The following is a 20485-nucleotide window of genomic DNA, read 5'->3' as shown; positions in this document are numbered from 1 at the left end:
GTAATGCGGCGAGGAAGCCTCTGGCGGGCACCCGCTGCCGCTCGCTGCAAAGCATGGGTACCGGGCGCCGCAGACCGCTGCCGAACGACTCATTCGGCAGCGGAGATTCAGGAACGGACAGCAGAACCACAAGAACAAGAAGGCAACAGCGCGAATGAAGTTGGTACGTACGGTAGTGTCAGAGAATTTCTTCCAGCGATTCAGTGACTGGTTCGAGCCCTACCTCGGGCCGCTGGGTATTGACCGTCGGGTGCTGGAGCGTGCTGATATCGAGATCCCCGGCGAGCAATACGTCGCGCTGTGGGAAGCCGCTGCACAGCGCAACCCCAGCATCGGCATCGAACTCGGCTTCCAGACCGAAGCCGATGATTTCGGCGCCCTCGGCCACGCGCTGTACTGCGCGCCCAGCGTGGAGAAGGCGCTGAAGACGCTGCACCAGTTCATTGTGGTCTTCGCCCAGGAGTCCAGATTCGATTACAGGGTCGATGGCAACGCGTTGGTCGTCGAATATCAGGTCACCATTCCGACCATCCTCCAGCGCCGCCAGGATGCCGAGTTCGCCATCACCTCCGTGCTGCGCGTGCTCAACCTGATCACCAGTAGCAGCCTCAGGCCGCTCCGTCTGGACTTCGAACACGAGCGCCCCGCCGACCTATCGGTGCACAAACAGGTCTTCCAGTGCCCGCTCTATTTCAACCAGCCCACCAACCGCATCCTGCTGCCACTGGAGACCCTGCAGATGCCGGTAGCCCGCGGCAACGAGCGCCTGTACAAGGCGCTTGAACCCTACCTGGAACGGGAGCGGGAAGAGCGCGCCGTCTCCGACGAACTGCTGGCCCAGGTGACCCGCATGATCGCCGCCGAGATGAGCAGCGGCGCGCCTTCCCTCGACGAAATCTGCGAGCAGCTGAACCTCAGCCGGCGCACGCTGCAGCGTCGCCTCAAGGACCATGGCATCGAGTACTCCTCGCTGGTGGAGGACGTACGCCGCGAGCTGGCGCTGTCGTACATCAAGGACTCGGACTACTCCATGACCGAGATATCGCTGCTGGTCGGCTACGCCGAATCCGGTTCCTTCACCCGCGCGTTCCGTCGCTGGACCGGCCATTCGCCGCAGCAATACCGCAGTAGCAACCAGTCGGGCTCCTGACCCGCTCCCCCCGCAGGATTGGCGCGTGCGGCCCAAAGTCTGGCGCGCGCTGCCGATCCTGCGGCCGCAATTCATCCCTACCCTTCTGGTCATCCTGCCGTCTGCACGGGCTATCAACCGACCCGGCTCGCGCACGGACAGCACTGCTTTCCCAATCACCAGACCGACAACAAGAGATTGAGAGCATGACCAGCAGCAACACCCCGGCAACCGACAGCCAGTCATTCTGGCAGCACGACTTCGGCCCCTACTCGCCCAACCCTGCACTGAAGGAAAACCTCAAGGTGGATGTGGCGGTCATCGGTGGCGGCTTCACTGGCCTCACCAGCGCGTGGCAGTTCAAGAAGGACAACCCCAACGCTCACGTGGTCGTGCTCGAAGCTAACGTCATCGGCTTTGGCGCCAGCGGCCGCAATGCAGGCTTCAGCACCAAGATGTTCGGCCTGGAGCCAGAAGTGGTGCTGCTGCGCTGGGGCAAGCAGAAGATGGTGGAGGCCCATCGTTACCTGGAGAAAGCCGTCGCCTACACCCGCGACCTGATCGAGACCCATGGCCTGGATGCCGACTACCGCCACCATGGCCTGGTCCGCATGAGCTACTCCAGGCAGCAGGCGGATCGCCTGAGGAAAAGCTACGAGATGTTCCAGGAGCTGGGCATCGACGGCGATATGAGCTGGCAGGAGCAGGCGCAAGTCCGCCGGGATTTCCACTCCGAGCGCTTCAACTGCGCTATCTACGAATCCGCTACCGGCTATCTGAATCCGTGCAAGCAGGTGCGCGCACTCAAGGCCCAGGCCGAGTCAGCCGGCGTGGTAATCCACGAAGCGACGCCGGTGAACAACATCGAAAGGACCGCTTCCTCGATCATCCTGGCCACGCCGACGGGCACCGTCACCTGTGACAAACTGGTCGTGGCGACCAACGCCTACACGCGCCAGGTCCCGGACACGCGCACCCTGCAAACCCGTCAGTTCCCCCTCTGGACCTACCAGATAGTCACCGAGCGCCTCAGCGACCGGCAATGGGACAGCATCGGCTGGAAGAACCGCGAATCTTTTGGCGACAACCGCCAGATGCTGCACTACTTCCGCCCCACGGTGGATGGAAGGATCGTCATGGGCGGCGGCGATGCCATCGTCTACCGCTCGGCCCCCATGGAAGAGCGAGCGTCGCCCATGAGCTGGCAGCACTGCGAAGCGCACCTGAAGTGGATCTACCCGCAGCTCAAGGACGTGCGCATCGCCTATCGCTGGGGCGGACCGGTTTCGATCAATGCCGACATGGTTCCCGAGATCAGCTTCGTCGGCGACGAGCGCGTTATCTATTCAGGTGGCTGCTTCGGGCACGGCGTGGCGCTGAGCCACCTCAGCGGCCGGACAATCGCCGACCTCCTCAATGGCGAAAAGACCGATCTCACCGACTTCTGGATTGTGAACCGGAAATCCTATTCCATCGGCAGCGACACCCTCGCCTTCCTTGGTGGCCGCGTAGCCCGCCAGGGGCTCAAGGCTTGGGACTGGTGGGAAGAACGTAGCCTGGACGATCATCCTTCGTAGGTCCGCCATAGGTCGGTTTGATCACCGACCCCGAGCCTACGGCATAAACACCATGACTGGACTATTCCAGTCATGGTGTTTGCCCGCCCCTCAATTCGATCAATCTCCCCTCACGCAGCTTTAGTGGCAGCGTCACGCTCTTCAATTTTTTCCATCACCCAATCGTGCACCTCTTCCTCGACCCATCCCACGCATCTCTCCCCCAATGACACAGGCTTAGGGAATGCCCCCTCGCTGATGTACTTGTAGACGGTCGACCTGGCCAGACCGGTCGTAGCCATAACTTCTCGTAAACGGATGATCCTCATGAACGGTCTCCTCGTGTTCGTTCAGAGGATTGGCAGGTCTCGTTTTTAATGATCGAAGCGAGCCTGGGAGCGCCCAGGTGGCAGTCGTGAGCTTCAGCACTTCTATGAAGAGGACTGGCTGGAATGCAGATATGGATGAAACACATCTACAGGCCGCGGAATTCCAGATATGTCTTATTAAAACGGCATCTAGGCAGCTTCTAGAATCCCTCTACATCACATCTACAAACCATCTATTCCGGCTCTATTTCGCAGCTAGAAGCTTTCACCAAGGCAAGGAAGTCATGACCCGCCGCAGTTCTCCTCTCAAACCCGGCCTCTTCGTCGAGGACATCCTCTCCGTCCTCCTGAAGGAAAAATCAGTCGATCGGCGCCGTGATATCTGGCTGTGGTTCTACCTGACGCTGCGCGATACCGCTGTCTATCACCCCGAGAACATCATTCCTGCGACCATGCGTGACCGTATGGCCGAGAGCATCGAGAAGTTCGGAGTGACCACGGATCTCTTGGGGGGCAATCAGAACTACCTACTGATCCCCGAGAAGCACTTCTCCTGGATATCGGATAGCGAACGACAACTGTCCTGGATTAAACGCAGGCTGCCCCGTGAAATGGCGGACGAGCGAATCTATTCGCCGGCGCTATCCGAGAGGGAACTGTTGATAGCCACGATCGACTGCGCTGACTCGCCCCCAAGGGAAAAGACGTCATTCCTAGCCAACCTGAAGCGCGTATGGGGCGAGCAGCAGCAACTGGACCAGCAGTTGGACTGGATCAAGGAACGGAACGAACGAGAGGCCTGCTTGCACGTCTGGGAATGGCTGAGCAAACACCTTTCCAACCAGATGTTCCCCAACCCTCGCCCTGGGAGCCATCAGCGCCTGCTACAAACCCTAGACACCTTCACTTGGAGCCCTCTTGAGAGGGCACACTGCATCTCGACGGTTAGGCGACTTTGGAGGCAGAAACTTCGGCGCCAAGAAGCCAAAGGGAAGAAACAGTACAACTTCATCCTTAGCGACAAGGCGATCAAGCGACTGGATAGCTTCTCCAAGCGATATGAGCTCTCCAGAGCTCATATCCTGGAGATTCTTCTGCAGATGGAGCAGGAACAAGGGTTGTATATCGCAGAACGGATACGCGTTCTGCGAGGTATAGAACAGTAACCATCGCGCCCTAGTCGGGCTCTTCGACGTTACACATCAGGACTCTGAAAACTCGAAAGGAAGCTCGCCCAGTCAGCCATCAGCGGGCGACGCTTCTCGAGGAAGTCAGATCGAGAGTATGAGCTTTCAACACTGCCTCTTTCGTCATGCGCCAACGCCAACTCACAGATGAACCTGGGGTAATTGGTGCACTCCCCTGCCCAGTCGCGGAAAGTCGAGCGAAAACCGTGGCAGGTCACGTCCTGATAACCAAGGTCAACCTTCAGTAGGTCCCGCATAGCATTCGCATGCATGACCCCTGACCTGCCGTGCCCAGGAAAGAGGTACTGGGAATCACTAACTACCGGGATAGCCTCAAGAAGCCGCAGAACCGAATCTGACAGCGGAATAGTGAATGGTTGGCGAGTTTTCATGCGGGACTCGTCAAGCCTCCAGACTCGCTCCACCAGGTCAAACTCATCCCACCTGGCAAATCGAACCATATGACTGCGCGCGCCGGTCAGTAGAAGCAGCTGCAGCGCCTGAGCATTGCGTACCCGAAGCCCATTAAGCTGCTGCATGAGCTTCGGTGCATCCTTCCAACTCAGGGCCTCGAAGCGCTGGCAGGTACGAGCTTTTTTCTTTTCCTGCCTGCTGAGCAGATTCTCTAAGTGCCCCCTCCAGCGCGCTGGGTTCTCACCACTGCGAAGGCCTCGCGCTTTCGCAGCATCCAGAATCTGCTCAATCTGGGACCGGACTTCATCCGCAGTGCGACTCTTCACCGCCCAGATAGGACGCAAGATGTTCAGTACGTCCTCAGTCTGCACATCCTTAGGAGCCGAAGTACCGATCCGGCCAAATGCGTAAAGCTCCAGCTTACGAATCCAGCCCTTGCGCCAGCGTTCCGACCAAGCACCGCCGTGTGCCTCGAAGTATTCCCGGGCTACCGCTTCGAATGACTTCTCGTTTTGCTTGGCCTCCTGCTGAGCCAGTTTTCGAGTGGCCCGTTCAGCATCCCTCGCAGCAAGCGGATCCACTCCTGAACTGAGCTGTATTCGAAATGCGCTGCACGCAAGTCGAGCATCCTTGAGGCTCACCTGAGGAAAGCCCCCCAGCCCCATCTCACGGCGTCGTCCGTTGAGCTGGAAGCGGAACACCCAAGACTTACGCCCTGTCGCCTGAATGAAGAGGCGCAGCCCCTCCCCATCCTCATAGGTGCCAGGATCCGAAAGGTTATCGACTTGCTTGGCGGTTAGTTTTCCCACGCAACCTACTCCCTACCCTTGCATCAGAGGGGGATAAATTCCCCCATATATTCCCCCACTTTCACGTAGAACCAGTCAACCTTCCGTAGATCTCTTTAGATCACAAATTTTATAAATATTTGATTTGTAAGTATTTTTATAACAACAAAAAGACAACTGTAGATTTCTCTAGACAATAAAAAAGCCGCCTTGTGGGCGGCCTTTTTCAGGGATGGCGGGATATCAGGCCATCGCTTCCTGGGGTTTGCCCAGCAGGCGGTCGATCACCACCATCACGGCCAGCATGGCGACCGAAGGGATCAGCCAGGCGAGGCCCTGTTCGGCCAGCGGCAGGTGTTCCATCCAGGCCGGCATCCAGGCGTCGAGCTTGGCGCCCTTCAGGGCATCGATGAGACCGAAGACGAAGGAGATCACCATCACCGGAGCGACGATGCGAGTCTGCGAACGCCACAGGCTGGCGCAGAAGCTCAGCGCCACCAGCACGATGCACGGCGGGTAGATGGCGGTCAGCACCGGGATCGAGAACTGGATGAGCTTGGTCAGGCCCAGGTTCGATACCAGCAGCGAGAAGCCGGCGAGGATGACCACCAGGCTGCGGTACGACAGCGGCAGGATGCGGCAGAAGTACTCGGCGCAGGCGCAGGTCAGGCCGACGGCGGTCACCAGGCAGGCCAGCGCGATGAGCACGGCGAGGAAAGTGCTGCCCAGCGAGCCGAAGGTGTGCTGCACGTAGGCGTGCAGTACGGCAGCGCCATTGGCGGCACCGGCGGCGATGTCGTGGCTGCCCGAGCCGAGGCGGAACAGGCTGATGTACACCAGTGCCAGGCCGACCCCGGCGATCAGGCCGGCGATGATGGCGTAGCGGGTGATCAGGCGCGGCGAGTCGACCCCACGGGAACGGATCGCGTTGACGATGACGATGCCGAAGACCAGCGCGCCGAGGGTGTCCATGGTCAGGTAGCCGTTGACGAAGCCTTGGGAGAACGCCGCGGCCTGGTAGGCCGGTTCAGCGACGCCGATGGGGCCGGCCGGCAGCATGAAGGCGGCGATGCCCAGTGCGGCCAGGGCGATGATCTTCAGCGGCGCGAGGAAGCGGCCGACGGTATCGAGCAGCTTGCCCGGATACAGCGAGATCACCAGTACCACCGCGAAGTACACCAGGCTGTAGAGGAACAGCGGCAGCGCGCCCTCCCCGGTCAGCGGCGCCAGGCCGACTTCGAAGGACACGGTGGCGGTACGCGGGGTGGCGAACAGCGGCCCGACCGACAGGTAGCAGACAGCCGCCAGCAACCCGCCGGCGACCTTGCCGATGGGATGGCTCAGGGTGTCCATCGCACCACCGACCTTGGCCAGCGCGACGACGGTGATCACCGGCAGGCCGACCGCGGTGATCAGGAAGCCCAGCGCGGCCATCCACACGTGCGGCCCCGACTGCAGGCCCACGATCGGCGGGAAGATGATGTTGCCCGCGCCAACGAACAGCGCGAAGGTCATAAAACCAAGTGCCAGGACGTCCTGGCCTTTCAAGACTTTCATGAGGGGAAATACCACAGTGCTGAAACGGTTTCGTGGTCTCCCAAGGCACGTCCACCGTACAGACGTGACAAAGCCGCATCGGACGGGATTGGCCAACTCACTCGGGGTGAGCCTGGGCATCCTGTGATGCTGCTGTCATCGGTACGGTGATTTGTTCTTGGAAGTCCGATAGCAGAGGTTTTCCGTGGGCTCGTGGCCCGGTTGCTCCTGCATTCTGGTTATCCCGACATCCTTGCCGGTCAGGAATCGCCGTCGCTTCCGGGTAGGAATTGACGGTGAGCGAGCCTTCCCTTGTGGGGAACGCGACGCTTCATATAGTTGCTAGCCTAACGATCTATTCCGATGAGCTGCACTGACATACGTCAGATCGTCCGCGGAATGAAAGCGGGTGTCGCCTGAACGACACTTTGTAGACGCCGCCATAACGACAGAGGCCACCCGAAGGTGGCCTCTGTTGACGGACGGTTAAATAAGCGAGGCGCTTACTTGACCGGCCAGCCGGTCAGCTCGGCCAGTGCCTTGCCGATGTCAGCCAGGGAACGCACGGTTTTCACACCAGCGTCCTGCAGGGCAGCGAACTTCTCGTCCGCAGTGCCCTTGCCACCGGAGATGATGGCGCCCGCGTGGCCCATGCGCTTGCCGGGCGGTGCGGTTACACCAGCGATGTAGGACACCACCGGCTTGGTCACGTTGGCCTTGATGTAGGCAGCCGCTTCTTCTTCGGCCGAACCACCGATTTCGCCGATCATGACGATGGCTTCGGTTTTCGGGTCTTCCTGGAACAGCTTCAGGATGTCGATGAAGTTGGAGCCCGGGATCGGGTCACCACCAATGCCCACGCAGGTGGACTGGCCGAAGCCGGCGTCGGTGGTCTGCTTCACGGCTTCGTAGGTCAGGGTGCCGGAACGCGACACGATGCCTACCTTGCCCGGCAGGTGGATGTGACCCGGCATGATGCCGATCTTGCACTCGCCGGGAGTGATCACGCCCGGGCAGTTCGGGCCGATCAGGCGTACGCCCAGCTCGTCGCACTTGACCTTGGCTTCCAGCATGTCGATGGTCGGGATGCCTTCGGTGATGCAGACGATCAGCTTGATGCCGCCGAAGGCAGCTTCCAGGATCGAGTCCTTGCAGAACGGAGCCGGAACGTAGATGACCGAAGCGTCAGCGCCGGTAGCTTCCACGGCTTCCTTGACGGTGTTGAACACCGGCAGGCCCAGGTGGGTGGTGCCGCCCTTGCCGGGGGTCACGCCGCCAACCATCTTGGTGCCGTAGGCGATGGCTTGTTCGGAGTGGAAGGTACCCTGCGAGCCGGTGAAGCCCTGGCAGATGACTTTGGTGTCTTTATTGATCAGGACGCTCATTACTTACCCTCCGCGGCCTTGACGACTTGCTGGGCAGCGTCGGTCAGGCTGGTCGCCGCGATGATGTTCAGACCGCTTTCGGCCAGGACCTTGGCGCCGAGGTCGGCGTTGTTGCCTTCCAGACGAACGACAACCGGGATTTTCACGCCGACTTCTTTCACGGCGCCGATGATGCCTTCGGCAATCATGTCGCAGCGAACGATGCCGCCGAAGATGTTCACCAGAACGGCAGCGACGTTGCTGTCGGACAGGATGATCTTGAACGCTTCGGTCACGCGCTCTTTGGTCGCACCGCCGCCAACGTCGAGGAAGTTGGCCGGCTTGCCGCCGTGCAGGTTGACGATGTCCATGGTGCCCATGGCCAGGCCAGCGCCGTTGACCATGCAGCCGATGTTGCCTTCCAGCGCGACGTAGTTCAGTTCCCACTTCTGCGCATGGGCTTCACGAGCGTCGTCCTGGGACGGGTCGTGCATGGCGCGCAGCTTGGGCTGACGGTACATGGCGTTGGAGTCGATGTTGATCTTGGCGTCCAGGCAGTGCAGGTTGCCGTCTTTCTTGATCACCAGCGGGTTCACTTCCAGCAGCGCCAGGTCGTAGTCCTGGAACAGCTTGGCCAGGCCAACGAAGATGTGGGTGAACTGCTTGATCTGGTCGCCTTTCAGGCCCAGCTGGAAGGCCAGCTCGCGGCCCTGGTAGGGCTGAGCGCCAACCAGCGGATCGATGGTGGCCTTGAGGATCTTCTCAGGGGTTTCGTGCGCAACTTTCTCGATGTCCACGCCACCTTCGGTGGAGGCCATGAAGACGATGCGACGGCTGGAACGGTCGACAACGGCGCCGAGGTACAGCTCCTTGTCGATGTCGGTGCAGGATTCCACCAGGATCTTGCTGACCGGCTGGCCGTTGGCGTCAGTCTGGTAAGTCACCAGACGCTTGCCCAGCCAGTTGGCGGCGAACGCCTTGGCGTCCTCTTTGCTCTTGACCAGCTTCACACCGCCCGCTTTACCGCGGCCACCGGCGTGTACCTGGGCTTTAACGACCCACTCGGTACCACCGATCTTTTCACAGGCTTCTGCGGCCTCTTCGGGTGTGTCGACGGCGAAGCCCTTGGATACGGGCAGGCCGTACTCAGCGAACAGCTGCTTACCCTGATATTCGTGGAGATTCATGCTTGTCTACCGTTTTCGTCTTGGGTATTGCGCATTCGGCGCGGCGCTCGTGGCACCACGCCACCTGTGACCGAGTCCCCCTCGGGGGAGAAACGATCCGGCGGGATGGGCGGCAGCCCCTCGCAAAAGACTGCCGCCCTGCCCGCCGTGGTCCCGTTCCTTAGCGCTTCTTGCGGTTGGCGATGTGGATGGCGTGGCCATTCACTGCCAGGGCCGCTTCGTGCAGCGCTTCGGACAGAGTCGGGTGGGAGAAGACCATCATGCCCAGGTCTTCGGCACTGGTGCCGAATTCCATGCCGATCGCGCCTTGCTGAACCAGCTCGGCAGCGCTCGGGCCGATCACGTGGACGCCCAGTACGCGGTCGGTCTTGGCATCGGCGATGACCTTGACCAGACCGCCGGTGTCGTTGGCAGCCATGGCGCGGCCGCTGGCGGCGAACGGGAAGGTACCGACGTTGACTTCGACGCCTTCACCCTTGAGCTGCTGCTCGGTCTTGCCGACCCATGCGATTTCCGGGTGGGTGTAGATCACCGACGGAATCAGGTCGTAGTTCATCTGGGCCTTGTGGCCGGCGATGCGCTCGGCAACCATCACGCCCTCTTCCGAGGCCTTGTGCGCCAGCATGGCGCCGCGGACCACGTCACCGATGGCGTAGACGCCCGGAACGCTGGTCTTGCACTGGTCGTCGACGAAGATGAAGCCACGCTCGTCCAGAGTAACGCCGCTGTCGGCAGCCAGCAGATCGGTGGTCACCGGGCGACGGCCCACGGCCACGATCAGCTTGTCGAAGACTTCCTTCTGCTCGCCGTTGGCGTCGGTGAAGGTCACGGTGACCTGCTTCTTCTTCACGTCCGAACCGGTGACGCGAGCGCCCAGGCGGATGTTCAGACCTTGCTTGGTCAGGGTCTTCAGGGCTTCCTTGGCGATCTGCTCGTCGGCAGCCGGGAGGAACTTGTCCAGGGCTTCCAGGACGGTGACTTCAGCGCCCAGGCGAGCCCAGACCGAACCCAGTTCCAGGCCGATGACGCCAGCGCCGATCACGCCGAGCTTCTTCGGTACGCTCTGGAATTCCAGGGCGCCGGTGGAGTCGACGATGATGTCTTCGGTCAGCGGGGCCGGCGGGATTTCGACCGGCTTGGAGCCCGAAGCGATGATGATGTTGTCGGCTTCCAGAACCTGGGTCTTGCCGTCCAGGCCGGTCACTTCGACCTGCTTGTTGGCCAGGACCTTGCCGTGGCCTTCGAACGAGGTCACGCCGTTGGCCTTGAACAGGGTGGCGATGCCGCCGGTCAGGTTCTTCACGATGTTGGCCTTGCGGCCGATCATCGCCGGAACGTCCATCTTCACTTCGCCAGTGGAGATACCGTGAACGTCGAAGCTCTCTTTGGCTTCCTTGTACTTCCAGGAGCTGTCCAGCAGCGCCTTGGACGGAATGCAGCCTACGTTCAGGCAGGTACCGCCGAGAGCGACCTTGCCCTCTTTACCGATGTACTTCTCGATGCAAGCGGTCTTCAGGCCGAGTTGGGCGGCACGGATGGCGGCTACGTAACCGCCGGGGCCGGCACCAATCACAACCACGTCGAATTTCTGGCTCATGTCTCAATCCTTATTCCGGTGAAGCGGACGGCCCCTTTCGGGGCCGTCGTGTAGTACGGGGCCGTCGTGTGAACTGACGTATCAGACGTCGAGCAGCAGGCGAGCCGGATCTTCCAGCAGATCCTTCATGGTGACCAGGAAGCTTACCGCTTCCTTGCCATCGATCATGCGGTGATCGTAGGACAGCGCCAGGTACATCATCGGCAGGATCACGACCTGGCCGTTAACGGCCATCGGGCGCTCCTGGATCTTGTGCATGCCGAGGATGGCGGTCTGCGGCGGGTTGACGATCGGAGTCGACAGCAGGGAACCGAATACGCCACCGTTGGAAATGGTGAAAGTACCACCGGTCATGTCTTCGATGGACAGCTTGCCGTCTTTGGCTTTCTTGCCGAAGGTGGCGATGCCGTTCTCGACTTCGGCCAGGCTCATGAACTCGGCGTTGCGCAGAACCGGTACGACCAGACCGCGGTCGCTGGAAACTGCTACACCGATGTCCTGATAGCCGTGGTAGACGATGTCGTTGCCGTCGATCGAGGCGTTGACGCCCGGGAAGCGCTTCAGGGCTTCGGTGGCGGCCTTGACGAAGAAGGACATGAAGCCCAGGCGAACGCCATTGTGCTTCTTCTCGAACAGGTCCTTGTACTTGTTGCGCAGGTCCATGATCGGCTTCATGTTGACTTCGTTGAAGGTAGTCAGCATGGCCATGGAGGACTGGGCTTCGACCAGACGCTCGGCAACCTTGGCGCGCAGGCGGGTCATCGGAACGCGCTTCTCGACGCGGTCGCCAGCGGCGAACACGGGAGCCGCGGCGGCAGCGGGAGCCGCGGCCTTGGCGACCGGAGCGGCAGCCGGGGCGTTCTTCTTGGCTTCAACAGCGGCTACGACGTCTTCCTTGGTCACGCGACCGCCCTTGCCGGTGCCGGCCAGGCTGTTCGGGTCGATGCCATTCTCTTCGGCCAGCTTGCGGGCGGCCGGCGAGAGGATGTTGTCGTCACCAGCGGCAGCAGCCGGGGCAGCAGCGGCCGGAGCGGCAGCCGGAGCCGAGGCAGCAGCCGGAGCGGCAGCGGCAGCACCGCCTTCGCTCAGCTTGCCCAGCAGTTCGTTGGAGAGAACGGTGTCGCCTTCGTTCTTGACGATCTCAGCCAGAACGCCGTCGGCCTCGGCCAGTACTTCGATCACGACCTTGTCGGTCTCGATGTCGACGATCAGTTCGTCACGCTTGACGGCTTCACCGACCTTCTTGTGCCAGGTTGCGACGGTGCCGTCGGCAACCGATTCCGGGAAGGTTGGGGCTTTGATTTCGATAGCCATTATGTGTGTTTCCTTAAATTCGGTATCAACTGCGCGTTGGCGTTAAACGGTGAAGGCGTCCTGCAGCAGTTTTTCCTGCTGCTCGGCGTGCATCGAAGCGTAGCCGCAAGCCGGAGCTGCCGAGCCTTCGCGGCCCGCGTATTCCAGGTTGAGACCTTTCTTGTGCGCGGCGATGACACGACGCATGTGGTGCTGCGAGCAGAACCAGGCGCCCTGGTTCATCGGCTCTTCCTGGCACCAGACGATGTGCTTGAGGTTCTTGTACTGCGACAGTACCTCGGCCAGATCGTCCTCCGGGAAGGGATACAGCTGCTCGAGACGAACGATCGCGATGTTCTCGAGACCTTCGGCACGACGCTTCTCCAGCAGGTCGTAGTAGACCTTGCCGCTACACAGCACGATGCGGTCGACTTTCTTCGGATCCAGGCTGTCGATCTCGTTGATCACAGTCTGGAACGAACCGTCGGCCAGATCTTCCAGGGTCGAGATGGCCAGCTTGTGACGCAGCAGCGACTTCGGAGTCATCACGATCAGCGGCTTGCGCAGCGGACGGATCACCTGACGACGCAGCATGTGGTAGACCTGGGCCGGAGTAGTCGGCACGCAGACCTGGATGTTCTGCTCGGCGCACAGCTGCAGGTAACGCTCCAGACGCGCGGAGGAGTGCTCCGGGCCCTGGCCCTCGTAACCGTGCGGCAGCAGCATGGTCAGACCACACAGGCGTTGCCACTTGGTTTCGCCGCTGGTGATGAACTGGTCGATCACGACCTGTGCACCGTTGGCGAAGTCACCGAACTGCGCTTCCCACACCACGAGTGCATCCGGGGTGGTGGTGGCGTAGCCGTATTCGAACGCCAGTACAGCTTCTTCCGAGAGGTAGGAGTCGTACAGGCTGACGCGCGGCTGGCCGTCGAACAGATTGGCCAGCGGGATGTAGACCGAGTCGTCCTTCTGGTTGTGCAGCGCCGCGTGGCGGTGCGAGAAGGTGCCGCGGCCGACGTCCTGACCGGTCATGCGGACCGGGTGACCTTCGAACAGCAGGGTGGCGTAGGCCAGGTTCTCGGCGAAGCCCCAGTTGATCGGGAAGCCGCCGGCAGCCATCTTGGCGCGGTCTTCGTAGATCTTCTGTACCTGACGCTGCATGACGAAGCCGTCCGGGGTTTCCAGCAGCTTGTTGGACAGGTCCTGCAGGGTTTTCAGGTCGCAACGGGTGTCGTGACGGGCGGTCCAGGCGTGACCGATGTACGGACGCCAGTCGACGAAGAGCTCCTTGTTGGGCTCCTTCACCAGGCTCTTCACCACGTGCAGGCCGTTGTCGAGAGCGTCGCGGTATTCGTCGACTTTCTCCTGGGCCTGTTCGGTGGTCTGCACACCAGCGGCAATCAGCGCGTCGGCATACAGGTCACGGGTAGTGCGCTGCTTGGCGATCTGCTGGTACATCATCGGCTGGGTGCCGCTCGGCTCGTCGGCCTCGTTGTGACCGCGACGGCGGTAGCAGACCAGGTCGATGACCACGTCACGCTTGAACTGCATGCGGTAATCGATGGCCAGCTGGGTCACGAACAGGACCGCTTCCGGATCGTCGCCATTCACATGGAAGATCGGCGCCTGGATCATCTTCGCCACGTCGGTCGCGTACTCGGTGGAACGAGCATCGTCCTGACGGCTGGTGGTGAAGCCGACCTGGTTGTTGATCACGATGTGGATGGTGCCGCCCGTCTTGTAAGCACGGGTCTGCGACATCTGGAAGGTTTCCATGACCACGCCCTGCCCCGCGAAGGCGGCATCGCCGTGGATGGAGATCGGCACGACCTTGTCGCCGCTGCCGTCCTTGCGACGGTCTTGACGAGCGCGTACCGAGCCCTCGACCACCGGGGAAACGATTTCCAGGTGCGAGGGGTTGAACGCCAGAGCGAGGTGGACTTCGCCGCCGGTGGTCATGACGTTGGAGGAGAAGCCCTGGTGGTACTTCACGTCACCCGAGCCCATCTCGACCAGCTTCTTGCCTTCGAACTCGTCGAACAGCTCGCGCGGGTTCTTGCCCAGGGTGTTGACCAGGACGTTCAGACGGCCGCGGTGGGCCATGCCGATGACGATTTCCTTGACGCCGTAGGAGCCGGAGCGCTGGATGATCTCGTCAACCATCGGGATCAGGCTCTCGCCACCTTCCAGACCGAAACGCTTGGTGCCCGGGTACTTGGTGCCCAGGTACTTTTCCAGGCCTTCGGCAGCGGTGAGGCGCTCGAGCAGGTGGGAACGGGCGTCGACAGAGTACGTCGGACGGCCGCGCACGCTTTCCAGGCGCTGGGCGAACCAGTGGCGTTGCTCGGAATCGACGATGTGCATGAACTCGGCGCCGATGGTGCTGCAGTAGGTCTGCTTCAGCGCGTCGATGATTTCACGCAGGGTCGCTTCTTCCTTGCCGATGTAGAGCTCACCGGTACGGAAAGTAGTGTCGAGGTCTGCAGCGGTGAGCCCGTAGTGTTCGAGCGACAGATCGGAGGGAGCGGTACGCACCCAGAGACCCAGCGGATCGAGCGATGCTGCCTGATGTCCACGCAGACGGTATGCCAGGATCAGACGCAGGACTTCAACCTGCTTTTTCTCGTGCTCGGTGCTTACGCTGCCAGCGGAAACAGGCGCAGCGCGGCGCTGGTTCTTGGCCAGGAGTACGAAATGATCACGGATAGAGGAATGCGAGACGTCGGGGGCAGGATTGCCGTCGGCGGGGAGCTTCTGGAAGTACGTGCGCCACTCTTCTGGCACAGCGTTCGGGTCGTGCAGGTAGAGCTCGTAGAGCTCTTCGACGTAGGCAGCGTTTCCACCGGATAGATGGGCACTGTTCCACATCCGCTGCATTACGCTTTCGTGCATGCTTGGTCACCCTCGGTAAGGGGACTCCACCTGTGGAATCTCTGGCGCGAAGTCATACACAGCGACTTCAAGCCACCGATTCCCGCAGATAGTCCGGGTACCAGCCCGGATGCCCCTGCTGGTCATATATACGTTTTCAAAACAGGACCCCCGCTTTGTGGGCTTGGGTCCTAGGGACTGTACCGCCGGAAAATGTTCCGGCGGTACAGGTGTCGCTCTTGCAATGATCTTTGGGCGCGAGGCCCTCAGATCAAGTGCCGCTCTGCAGCAGCATGTTACGGATGTGACCGATTGCCTTGGTGGGGTTCAGACCCTTCGGGCAGACGTTCACGCAGTTCATGATCCCGCGGCAGCGGAACACGCTGAACGGGTCATCCAGGCTCGCCAGGCGCGCCTGAGTTTCGGTGTCACGGCTGTCGGCCAGGAAACGATAGGCCTGCAGCAGCGCGGCGGGACCCAGGAATTTGTCGGGGTTCCACCAGAACGACGGGCAGGAGGTCGAGCAGCAGGCGCACAGGATGCACTCGTACAGACCGTCCAGCTTCTCGCGCTCTTCCGGGCTCTGCAGACGTTCGATGGCCGGAGCTGCATATTTGTTCTGCAGGAACGGCTTCACGCTCTCGTACTGCTTGTAGAAGATGCGCATGTCGACGACCAGGTCACGGATGACCGGCAGGCCGGGCAACGGGCGAATGACCAGCTTGCCGCCCTTCAGGCCAACGGCCGACAGGGGGGTGATGCAAGCCAGGCCGTTCTTGCCATTCATGTTCATGCCGTCGGAACCGCACACGCCTTCACGGCAGGAACGACGGTAGGAGAAGCCCTCGTCCTGTTCCTTGATCAGCGCCAGCACGTCCAGGACCATGATGTCCTTGCCGTCGGTATCGACCTGGAAGTCCTGCATGTAAGGTGCAGCGTCCTTCTCAGGGTTGTAGCGGTAAACACTCACTTGCAACATGGCGGGCACCCTTAGTAAGTACGAACCTTGGGTTCGAATGCCGGAACAGTTTTCGGCGCGAAGTTGACGGCACGCTTGGCTACACGCTTCTCACCCGGGAAGTACAGGGTGTGGCACAGCCAGTTCTCGTCATCGCGCTCCTCGAAGTCTTCACGGGCATGCGCGCCGCGGGACTCTTTGCGGGCTTCTGCCGCAATCGCAGTGGCTTCGGCCACTTCGAGGAGGTTCTGCAGTTCCAGCGCTTCGATACGCGCCGTGTTGAATGCCTGGCTCTTGTCGTTGATCTTGACCGCGGCGATACGCTCACGCAGATCAGCCAGCTGAGCGATACCTTTCTGCATGTATTCGCCGGTACGGAACACACCGAAGTAGTTCTGCATGCAGGATTGCAGCTCGCGCTTGAGCGGAGCGACTTCTTCGCCGCTGGTGCGTTCGTTCACGCCGTTCAGGCGCTTGAAAGCGGATTCCAGGTCGGACTCGGAAGCCTGGCGGTGCTCGATACCATCCTTGAGCGCCTTCTCCAGGTGCAGACCGGTGGCACGACCGAACACGACCAGGTCGAGCAGCGAGTTGCCGCCCAGGCGGTTGGCGCCGTGTACCGATACGCAAGCCACTTCGCCTACGGCGAACAGGCCTTCGATGATCTGCTCGTTGCCGTTGGCATCCATGGTCAGGGCCTGGCCATGAATGTTGGTGGCAACGCCGCCCATCATGTAGTGGCAGGTCGGGATAACCGGGATCGGAGCGACAACCGGGTCAACGTGGGCAAAGGTCTTGGACAGTTCGCAGATGCCAGGCAGGCGGCTGTGCAGAACTTCTTCGCCGAGGTGGTCGAGCTTCAGCAGTACGTGGTCCTTGTTCGGGCCCACGCCGTTGCCGGCGATCACTTCTTTCACCATGGAGCGGGCAACCACGTCGCGGCCGGCCAGGTCTTTCGCGTTCGGAGCGTAACGCTCCATGAAACGCTCGCCATGGGCGTTGATCAGGTAGCCACCTTCACCACGGCAGCCTTCGGTGACCAGTACACCAGCGCCGGCGATGCCGGTCGGGTGGAACTGCCACATCTCGATGTCCTGCACCGGCACGCCAGCGCGCAGGGCCATACCGATGCCGTCACCGGTGTTGATCAGGGCGTTGGTGGTGGAGGCGTAGATACGGCCGGCACCGCCAGTGGCCAGGACCACGGCTTTGGAGCGGATATAAACGGTGTCGCCGGTTTCGATGTCGATGGCGATGACGCCAACCACATGACCGTCCTGGTTCTTCACCAGGTCAACCGCGTACCACTCATTAAGGAAGGAAGTACCGCTCTTCAGGTTGGCCTGATAGAGGGTGTGCAGCAGGGCGTGACCGGTGCGGTCAGCCGCGGCGCAGGTACGGGCAGCCTGGCCACCCTTGCCGAAGTCCTTGGACTGGCCACCGAACGGACGCTGGTAGATGCGGCCCTGCTCGGTACGGGAGAACGGCAGACCCATGTGTTCCAGCTCGAACACGGCTTCCGGGCCGACGGAACACATGTATTCGATAGCGTCCTGGTCACCGATGTAGTCGGAGCCCTTGACGGTGTCGTACATGTGCCAGCGCCAATCGTCGTTCGGGTCGGCCGAAGCGATGGCGCAGGTGATGCCGCCCTGGGCGGATACAGTGTGCGAACGGGTCGGGAAGACCTTGGTCACCACGGCAGTCTTGTGACCGCCCTGGGCCAGTTGCAGCGCAGCGCGCATGCCGGCGCCGCCACCACCAACGATGATGGCGTCGAAGGAAAGAGTACGAATGCTAGCCATGGATCAGTTACCCCAGAGAATCTGCACACCCCAGACGAAGAATGCGAACATGGCCATGCCGCATACCGCCTGGACGAGGAAACGCACGACAGTCGCGGACTTGCCCAGCGCCATCGGAGTCAGGTAGTCGGTAGTGATGGTCCACATACCAACCCACGCGTGCACGCTCAGGGAAACCAGCGTCAACAGGCTGAAAATCTTCATCAGGCTGTGGGAGAACAGACCATGCCACTCGGTGTAGGTAATACCCGGGTGAGCGATCAGGAAGCCCAGCAGGAAGAGAACATAAGCCGCGAGAACGACCGCGGAGACGCGCTGGACCATCCAGTCATAGAGACCCGAACGCGACAAGTTAGTGACGTTAGTTACCATACCCATACCCCCGCCAGAACGATCAGCACCACTGCGACAGCGATGACGATTTTCGAACCACGCTTACCGCCTTCCAGCGTTTCGCCAATACCTGCGTCCATGACGAGGTGACGAATACCGGCTACCAGGTGGTACAGGAGCGCAGACAGCAGGCCCCAAATCACAAGCTTGACCAACGGATGGGCCAGACACGCCTTCACCTGCTCGAAGCTTTCTTCCGAAGCGAGGGAACGATCCAGTGCGAACAGCAGCACTGCGATGCCCACGAACAGAATGACGCCAGAGATACGGTGGAGAATCGACGTGTAAGCAGTGATAGGGAGTTGGATGGTCCTTAGGTCTAGGTTTACGGGTCGTTTGCTATTCACGGCTTTTTTCACACTGAGAGCCCTTCTATGAATCAGGGCTAGTTGTCGGGAGGTGCACTTGTCAGGTACCCATCACCTTCGGGAGTGACAACCACCAATCAAGCGAGGCCGGACGGCCCTTGGCGGCTGGTCGCCGAGTATAGACAGTTAGGCTCCTAATGACAACGGAAAGACCTCCACCTAAGGACTAATTGCCGCACCCCCCGAAAAGGCGTAAACAGGCAAATTTTTCCGGCAAAACAGGGGCTTGGAGGAGCCAAACTTCTCCGATTGTGCAAATTGACATTCGGATTTATCTCTCTATAGTGGTGCGGGCCCTGCGTGGGGGGTCGTACAGATGATTTCAAGCATAAATAGGAGGCCATCATGGCTGACAAAAAAGCGCAGTTGATCATCGAGGGCGCTGCCCCCGTCGAACTGCCCGTCCTCTCCGGCACGCTGGGTCCCGATGTAGTCGACGTGCGGGGCCTGACCTCCACGGGTCACTTCACTTTCGACCCCGGCTTCATGTCCACTGCCTCCTGCGAGTCGAAGATCACCTACATCGACGGTGATAAAGGTGTACTGCTGCATCGCGGCTACCCGATCGAACAGCTCGCCGAGAAGTCCGACTACCTGGAAACCTGCTACCTGCTGCTCAACGGCGAACTGCCTACTGCCGAGCAGAAGGAAAAGTTCGTCGGCACCATCAAGAACCACACCATGGTTCATGAACAGCTGAAGACCTTCTTCAACGGTTTCCGCCGTGATGCGCACCCGATGGCCGTGATGTGCGGCGTGATCGGTGCCCTCTCCGCCTTCTATCACGACTCCCTGGACATCAATAATCCGAAGCACCGGGAAGTCTCGGCGCATCGTCTGATCGCCAAGATGCCGACCATCGCTGCCATGGTGTACAAGTACTCCAAGGGCGAGCCGATGATGTACCCGCGCAACGACCTGAACTATGCAGAAAACTTCCTGCATATGATGTTCAACACCCCTTGCGAGACCAAGCCGATCAGCCCCGTGCTGGCCAAGGCCATGGACCGCATCTTCATCCTGCACGCCGATCACGAGCAGAACGCCTCCACCTCCACCGTGCGCCTGGCGGGCTCCTCGGGTGCCAACCCGTTCGCCTGTATCGCCTCGGGCATCGCCGCCCTGTGGGGACCGGCTCACGGCGGCGCGAACGAAGCCGTTCTGCGCATGCTGGACGAAATCGGTGACGTGTCGAACATCGAGAAGTTCGTGGCCAAGGCCAAGGACAAGAACGATCCGTTCAAGCTGATGGGCTTCGGCCACCGCGTGTACAAGAACTTCGACCCGCGCGCCAAGGTCATGAAACAGACCTGCGACGAGGTTCTCCAGGAGCTGGGCATCAACGACCCGCAGCTGGAACTGGCCATGAAGCTGGAAGAAATCGCCCGCCACGACCCCTACTTCGTGGAGCGCAACCTCTATCCGAACGTGGACTTCTACTCCGGCATCATCCTGAAGGCCATCGGCATTCCGACCAGCATGTTCACCGTGATCTTCGCCCTGGCACGTACCGTGGGCTGGATCTCGCACTGGCAGGAAATGCTCTCCGGCCCGTACAAGATCGGTCGTCCGCGTCAGCTGTACACCGGCGCCACCGAGCGCAACTTCGTGGACCTCAAGGCCCGCTAAGCGCTACGGCGTACGAGAAAAGGCCGCCTCCGGGCGGCCTTTTTTATTGCTGCGGGCAAGGCTTCGCCTTCCTGTAGG

The 20485-nt window shown here is 60.8% G+C and carries 16 protein-coding genes; 4 read left to right on the top strand and 12 right to left on the bottom strand.

Features of this window, described 5'->3' with window-relative positions; translation table 11 throughout:
* Positions 1–154 precede the first annotated feature (154 nt).
* Both qhpR and ABKS89_RS12225 read left to right on the top strand, forming a co-directional pair.
* On the top strand, positions 155–1150 hold the full coding sequence (gene qhpR, locus ABKS89_RS12230) for an AraC-like transcriptional regulator QhpR (protein ID WP_348589364.1): 996 nt from the start codon (positions 155–157) through the stop codon (positions 1148–1150).
* Between the two features lie 185 nt (positions 1151–1335).
* Positions 1336–2706 carry an NAD(P)/FAD-dependent oxidoreductase gene (locus tag ABKS89_RS12225; protein ID WP_348589366.1) on the top strand — a complete coding sequence of 457 codons (1371 nt, stop codon included), beginning with the start codon at positions 1336–1338 and terminating at the stop codon, positions 2704–2706.
* Positions 2707–2816: 110 nt separating this feature from the next.
* On the opposite strand, the gene ABKS89_RS12220 is transcribed toward ABKS89_RS12225, so the two are convergent.
* Complete coding sequence (locus ABKS89_RS12220) at positions 2817–3014, bottom strand: helix-turn-helix transcriptional regulator (RefSeq protein ID WP_348589367.1); 198 nt, start codon at positions 3012–3014, stop codon at positions 2817–2819.
* Positions 3015–3100: 86 nt separating this feature from the next.
* Between ABKS89_RS12220 and ABKS89_RS12215 the strand changes: the two genes are divergently transcribed.
* Positions 3101–4180, top strand: a complete 1080-nt coding sequence (locus ABKS89_RS12215; protein WP_348589368.1) for a hypothetical protein — start codon at positions 3101–3103, stop codon at positions 4178–4180.
* 29 nt (positions 4181–4209) lie between these two features.
* Here the strand turns inward: ABKS89_RS12215 and ABKS89_RS12210 are convergent, their stop codons facing one another.
* The 11 genes from ABKS89_RS12210 to sdhC form a co-directional block, all read right to left on the bottom strand.
* Complete coding sequence (locus ABKS89_RS12210) at positions 4210–5424, bottom strand: tyrosine-type recombinase/integrase (RefSeq protein ID WP_348589369.1); 1215 nt, start codon at positions 5422–5424, stop codon at positions 4210–4212.
* Between the two features lie 222 nt (positions 5425–5646).
* Positions 5647–6960 (bottom strand): branched-chain amino acid transport system II carrier protein, encoded by a 1314-nt coding sequence (gene brnQ, locus ABKS89_RS12205; protein ID WP_138216622.1) that lies wholly within the window; start codon positions 6958–6960, stop codon positions 5647–5649.
* Between the two features lie 482 nt (positions 6961–7442).
* Positions 7443–8324 carry a succinate--CoA ligase subunit alpha gene (gene sucD, locus ABKS89_RS12200; protein ID WP_038803160.1) on the bottom strand — a complete coding sequence of 294 codons (882 nt, stop codon included), beginning with the start codon at positions 8322–8324 and terminating at the stop codon, positions 7443–7445.
* Positions 8324–9490 (bottom strand): ADP-forming succinate--CoA ligase subunit beta, encoded by a 1167-nt coding sequence (sucC, locus tag ABKS89_RS12195; protein WP_015477516.1) that lies wholly within the window; start codon positions 9488–9490, stop codon positions 8324–8326. The genes sucD and sucC overlap by 1 nt, the downstream gene beginning before the upstream one ends.
* A gap of 160 nt (positions 9491–9650) precedes the next feature.
* On the bottom strand, positions 9651–11087 hold the full coding sequence (gene lpdA / locus ABKS89_RS12190; protein WP_081516701.1) for a dihydrolipoyl dehydrogenase: 1437 nt from the start codon (positions 11085–11087) through the stop codon (positions 9651–9653).
* Positions 11088–11168: 81 nt separating this feature from the next.
* Positions 11169–12401 carry a 2-oxoglutarate dehydrogenase complex dihydrolipoyllysine-residue succinyltransferase gene (gene odhB / locus ABKS89_RS12185; RefSeq protein ID WP_138216623.1) on the bottom strand — a complete coding sequence of 411 codons (1233 nt, stop codon included), beginning with the start codon at positions 12399–12401 and terminating at the stop codon, positions 11169–11171.
* Positions 12402–12443: 42 nt separating this feature from the next.
* Positions 12444–15275, bottom strand: a complete 2832-nt coding sequence (locus ABKS89_RS12180; protein WP_138216624.1) for a 2-oxoglutarate dehydrogenase E1 component — start codon at positions 15273–15275, stop codon at positions 12444–12446.
* 250 nt (positions 15276–15525) lie between these two features.
* Positions 15526–16233, bottom strand: coding sequence for a succinate dehydrogenase iron-sulfur subunit (locus tag ABKS89_RS12175; protein ID WP_045208028.1), 708 nt, complete (start codon positions 16231–16233; stop codon positions 15526–15528).
* An 11-nt stretch (positions 16234–16244) separates the two neighbouring features.
* Positions 16245–18017: a succinate dehydrogenase flavoprotein subunit gene (sdhA, locus tag ABKS89_RS12170; RefSeq protein ID WP_045208031.1), complete on the bottom strand. Its 1773-nt coding sequence runs from the start codon at positions 18015–18017 to the stop codon at positions 16245–16247.
* A gap of 3 nt (positions 18018–18020) precedes the next feature.
* Positions 18021–18389: a succinate dehydrogenase, hydrophobic membrane anchor protein gene (gene sdhD / locus ABKS89_RS12165; protein WP_081517058.1), complete on the bottom strand. Its 369-nt coding sequence runs from the start codon at positions 18387–18389 to the stop codon at positions 18021–18023.
* Entirely contained in the window at positions 18383–18769 is a 387-nt protein-coding gene (sdhC, locus tag ABKS89_RS12160; RefSeq protein WP_171039473.1) for a succinate dehydrogenase, cytochrome b556 subunit, read from the bottom strand. The genes sdhD and sdhC overlap by 7 nt, the downstream gene beginning before the upstream one ends.
* A 354-nt stretch (positions 18770–19123) precedes the next feature.
* Between sdhC and gltA the strand changes: the two genes are divergently transcribed.
* On the top strand, positions 19124–20407 hold the full coding sequence (gltA, locus tag ABKS89_RS12155) for a citrate synthase (RefSeq protein ID WP_192295132.1): 1284 nt from the start codon (positions 19124–19126) through the stop codon (positions 20405–20407).
* The last annotated feature ends 78 nt before the right edge of the window (positions 20408–20485 follow it).

It is taken from the genome of Pseudomonas sp. LABIM340 (assembly GCF_040017195.2).
Classification (GTDB): Bacteria; Pseudomonadota; Gammaproteobacteria; order Pseudomonadales; family Pseudomonadaceae; genus Pseudomonas.
The sequence above is the reverse complement of the archived record's forward strand: the minus strand, read 5'-3'. Positions and strand labels throughout refer to the sequence as shown.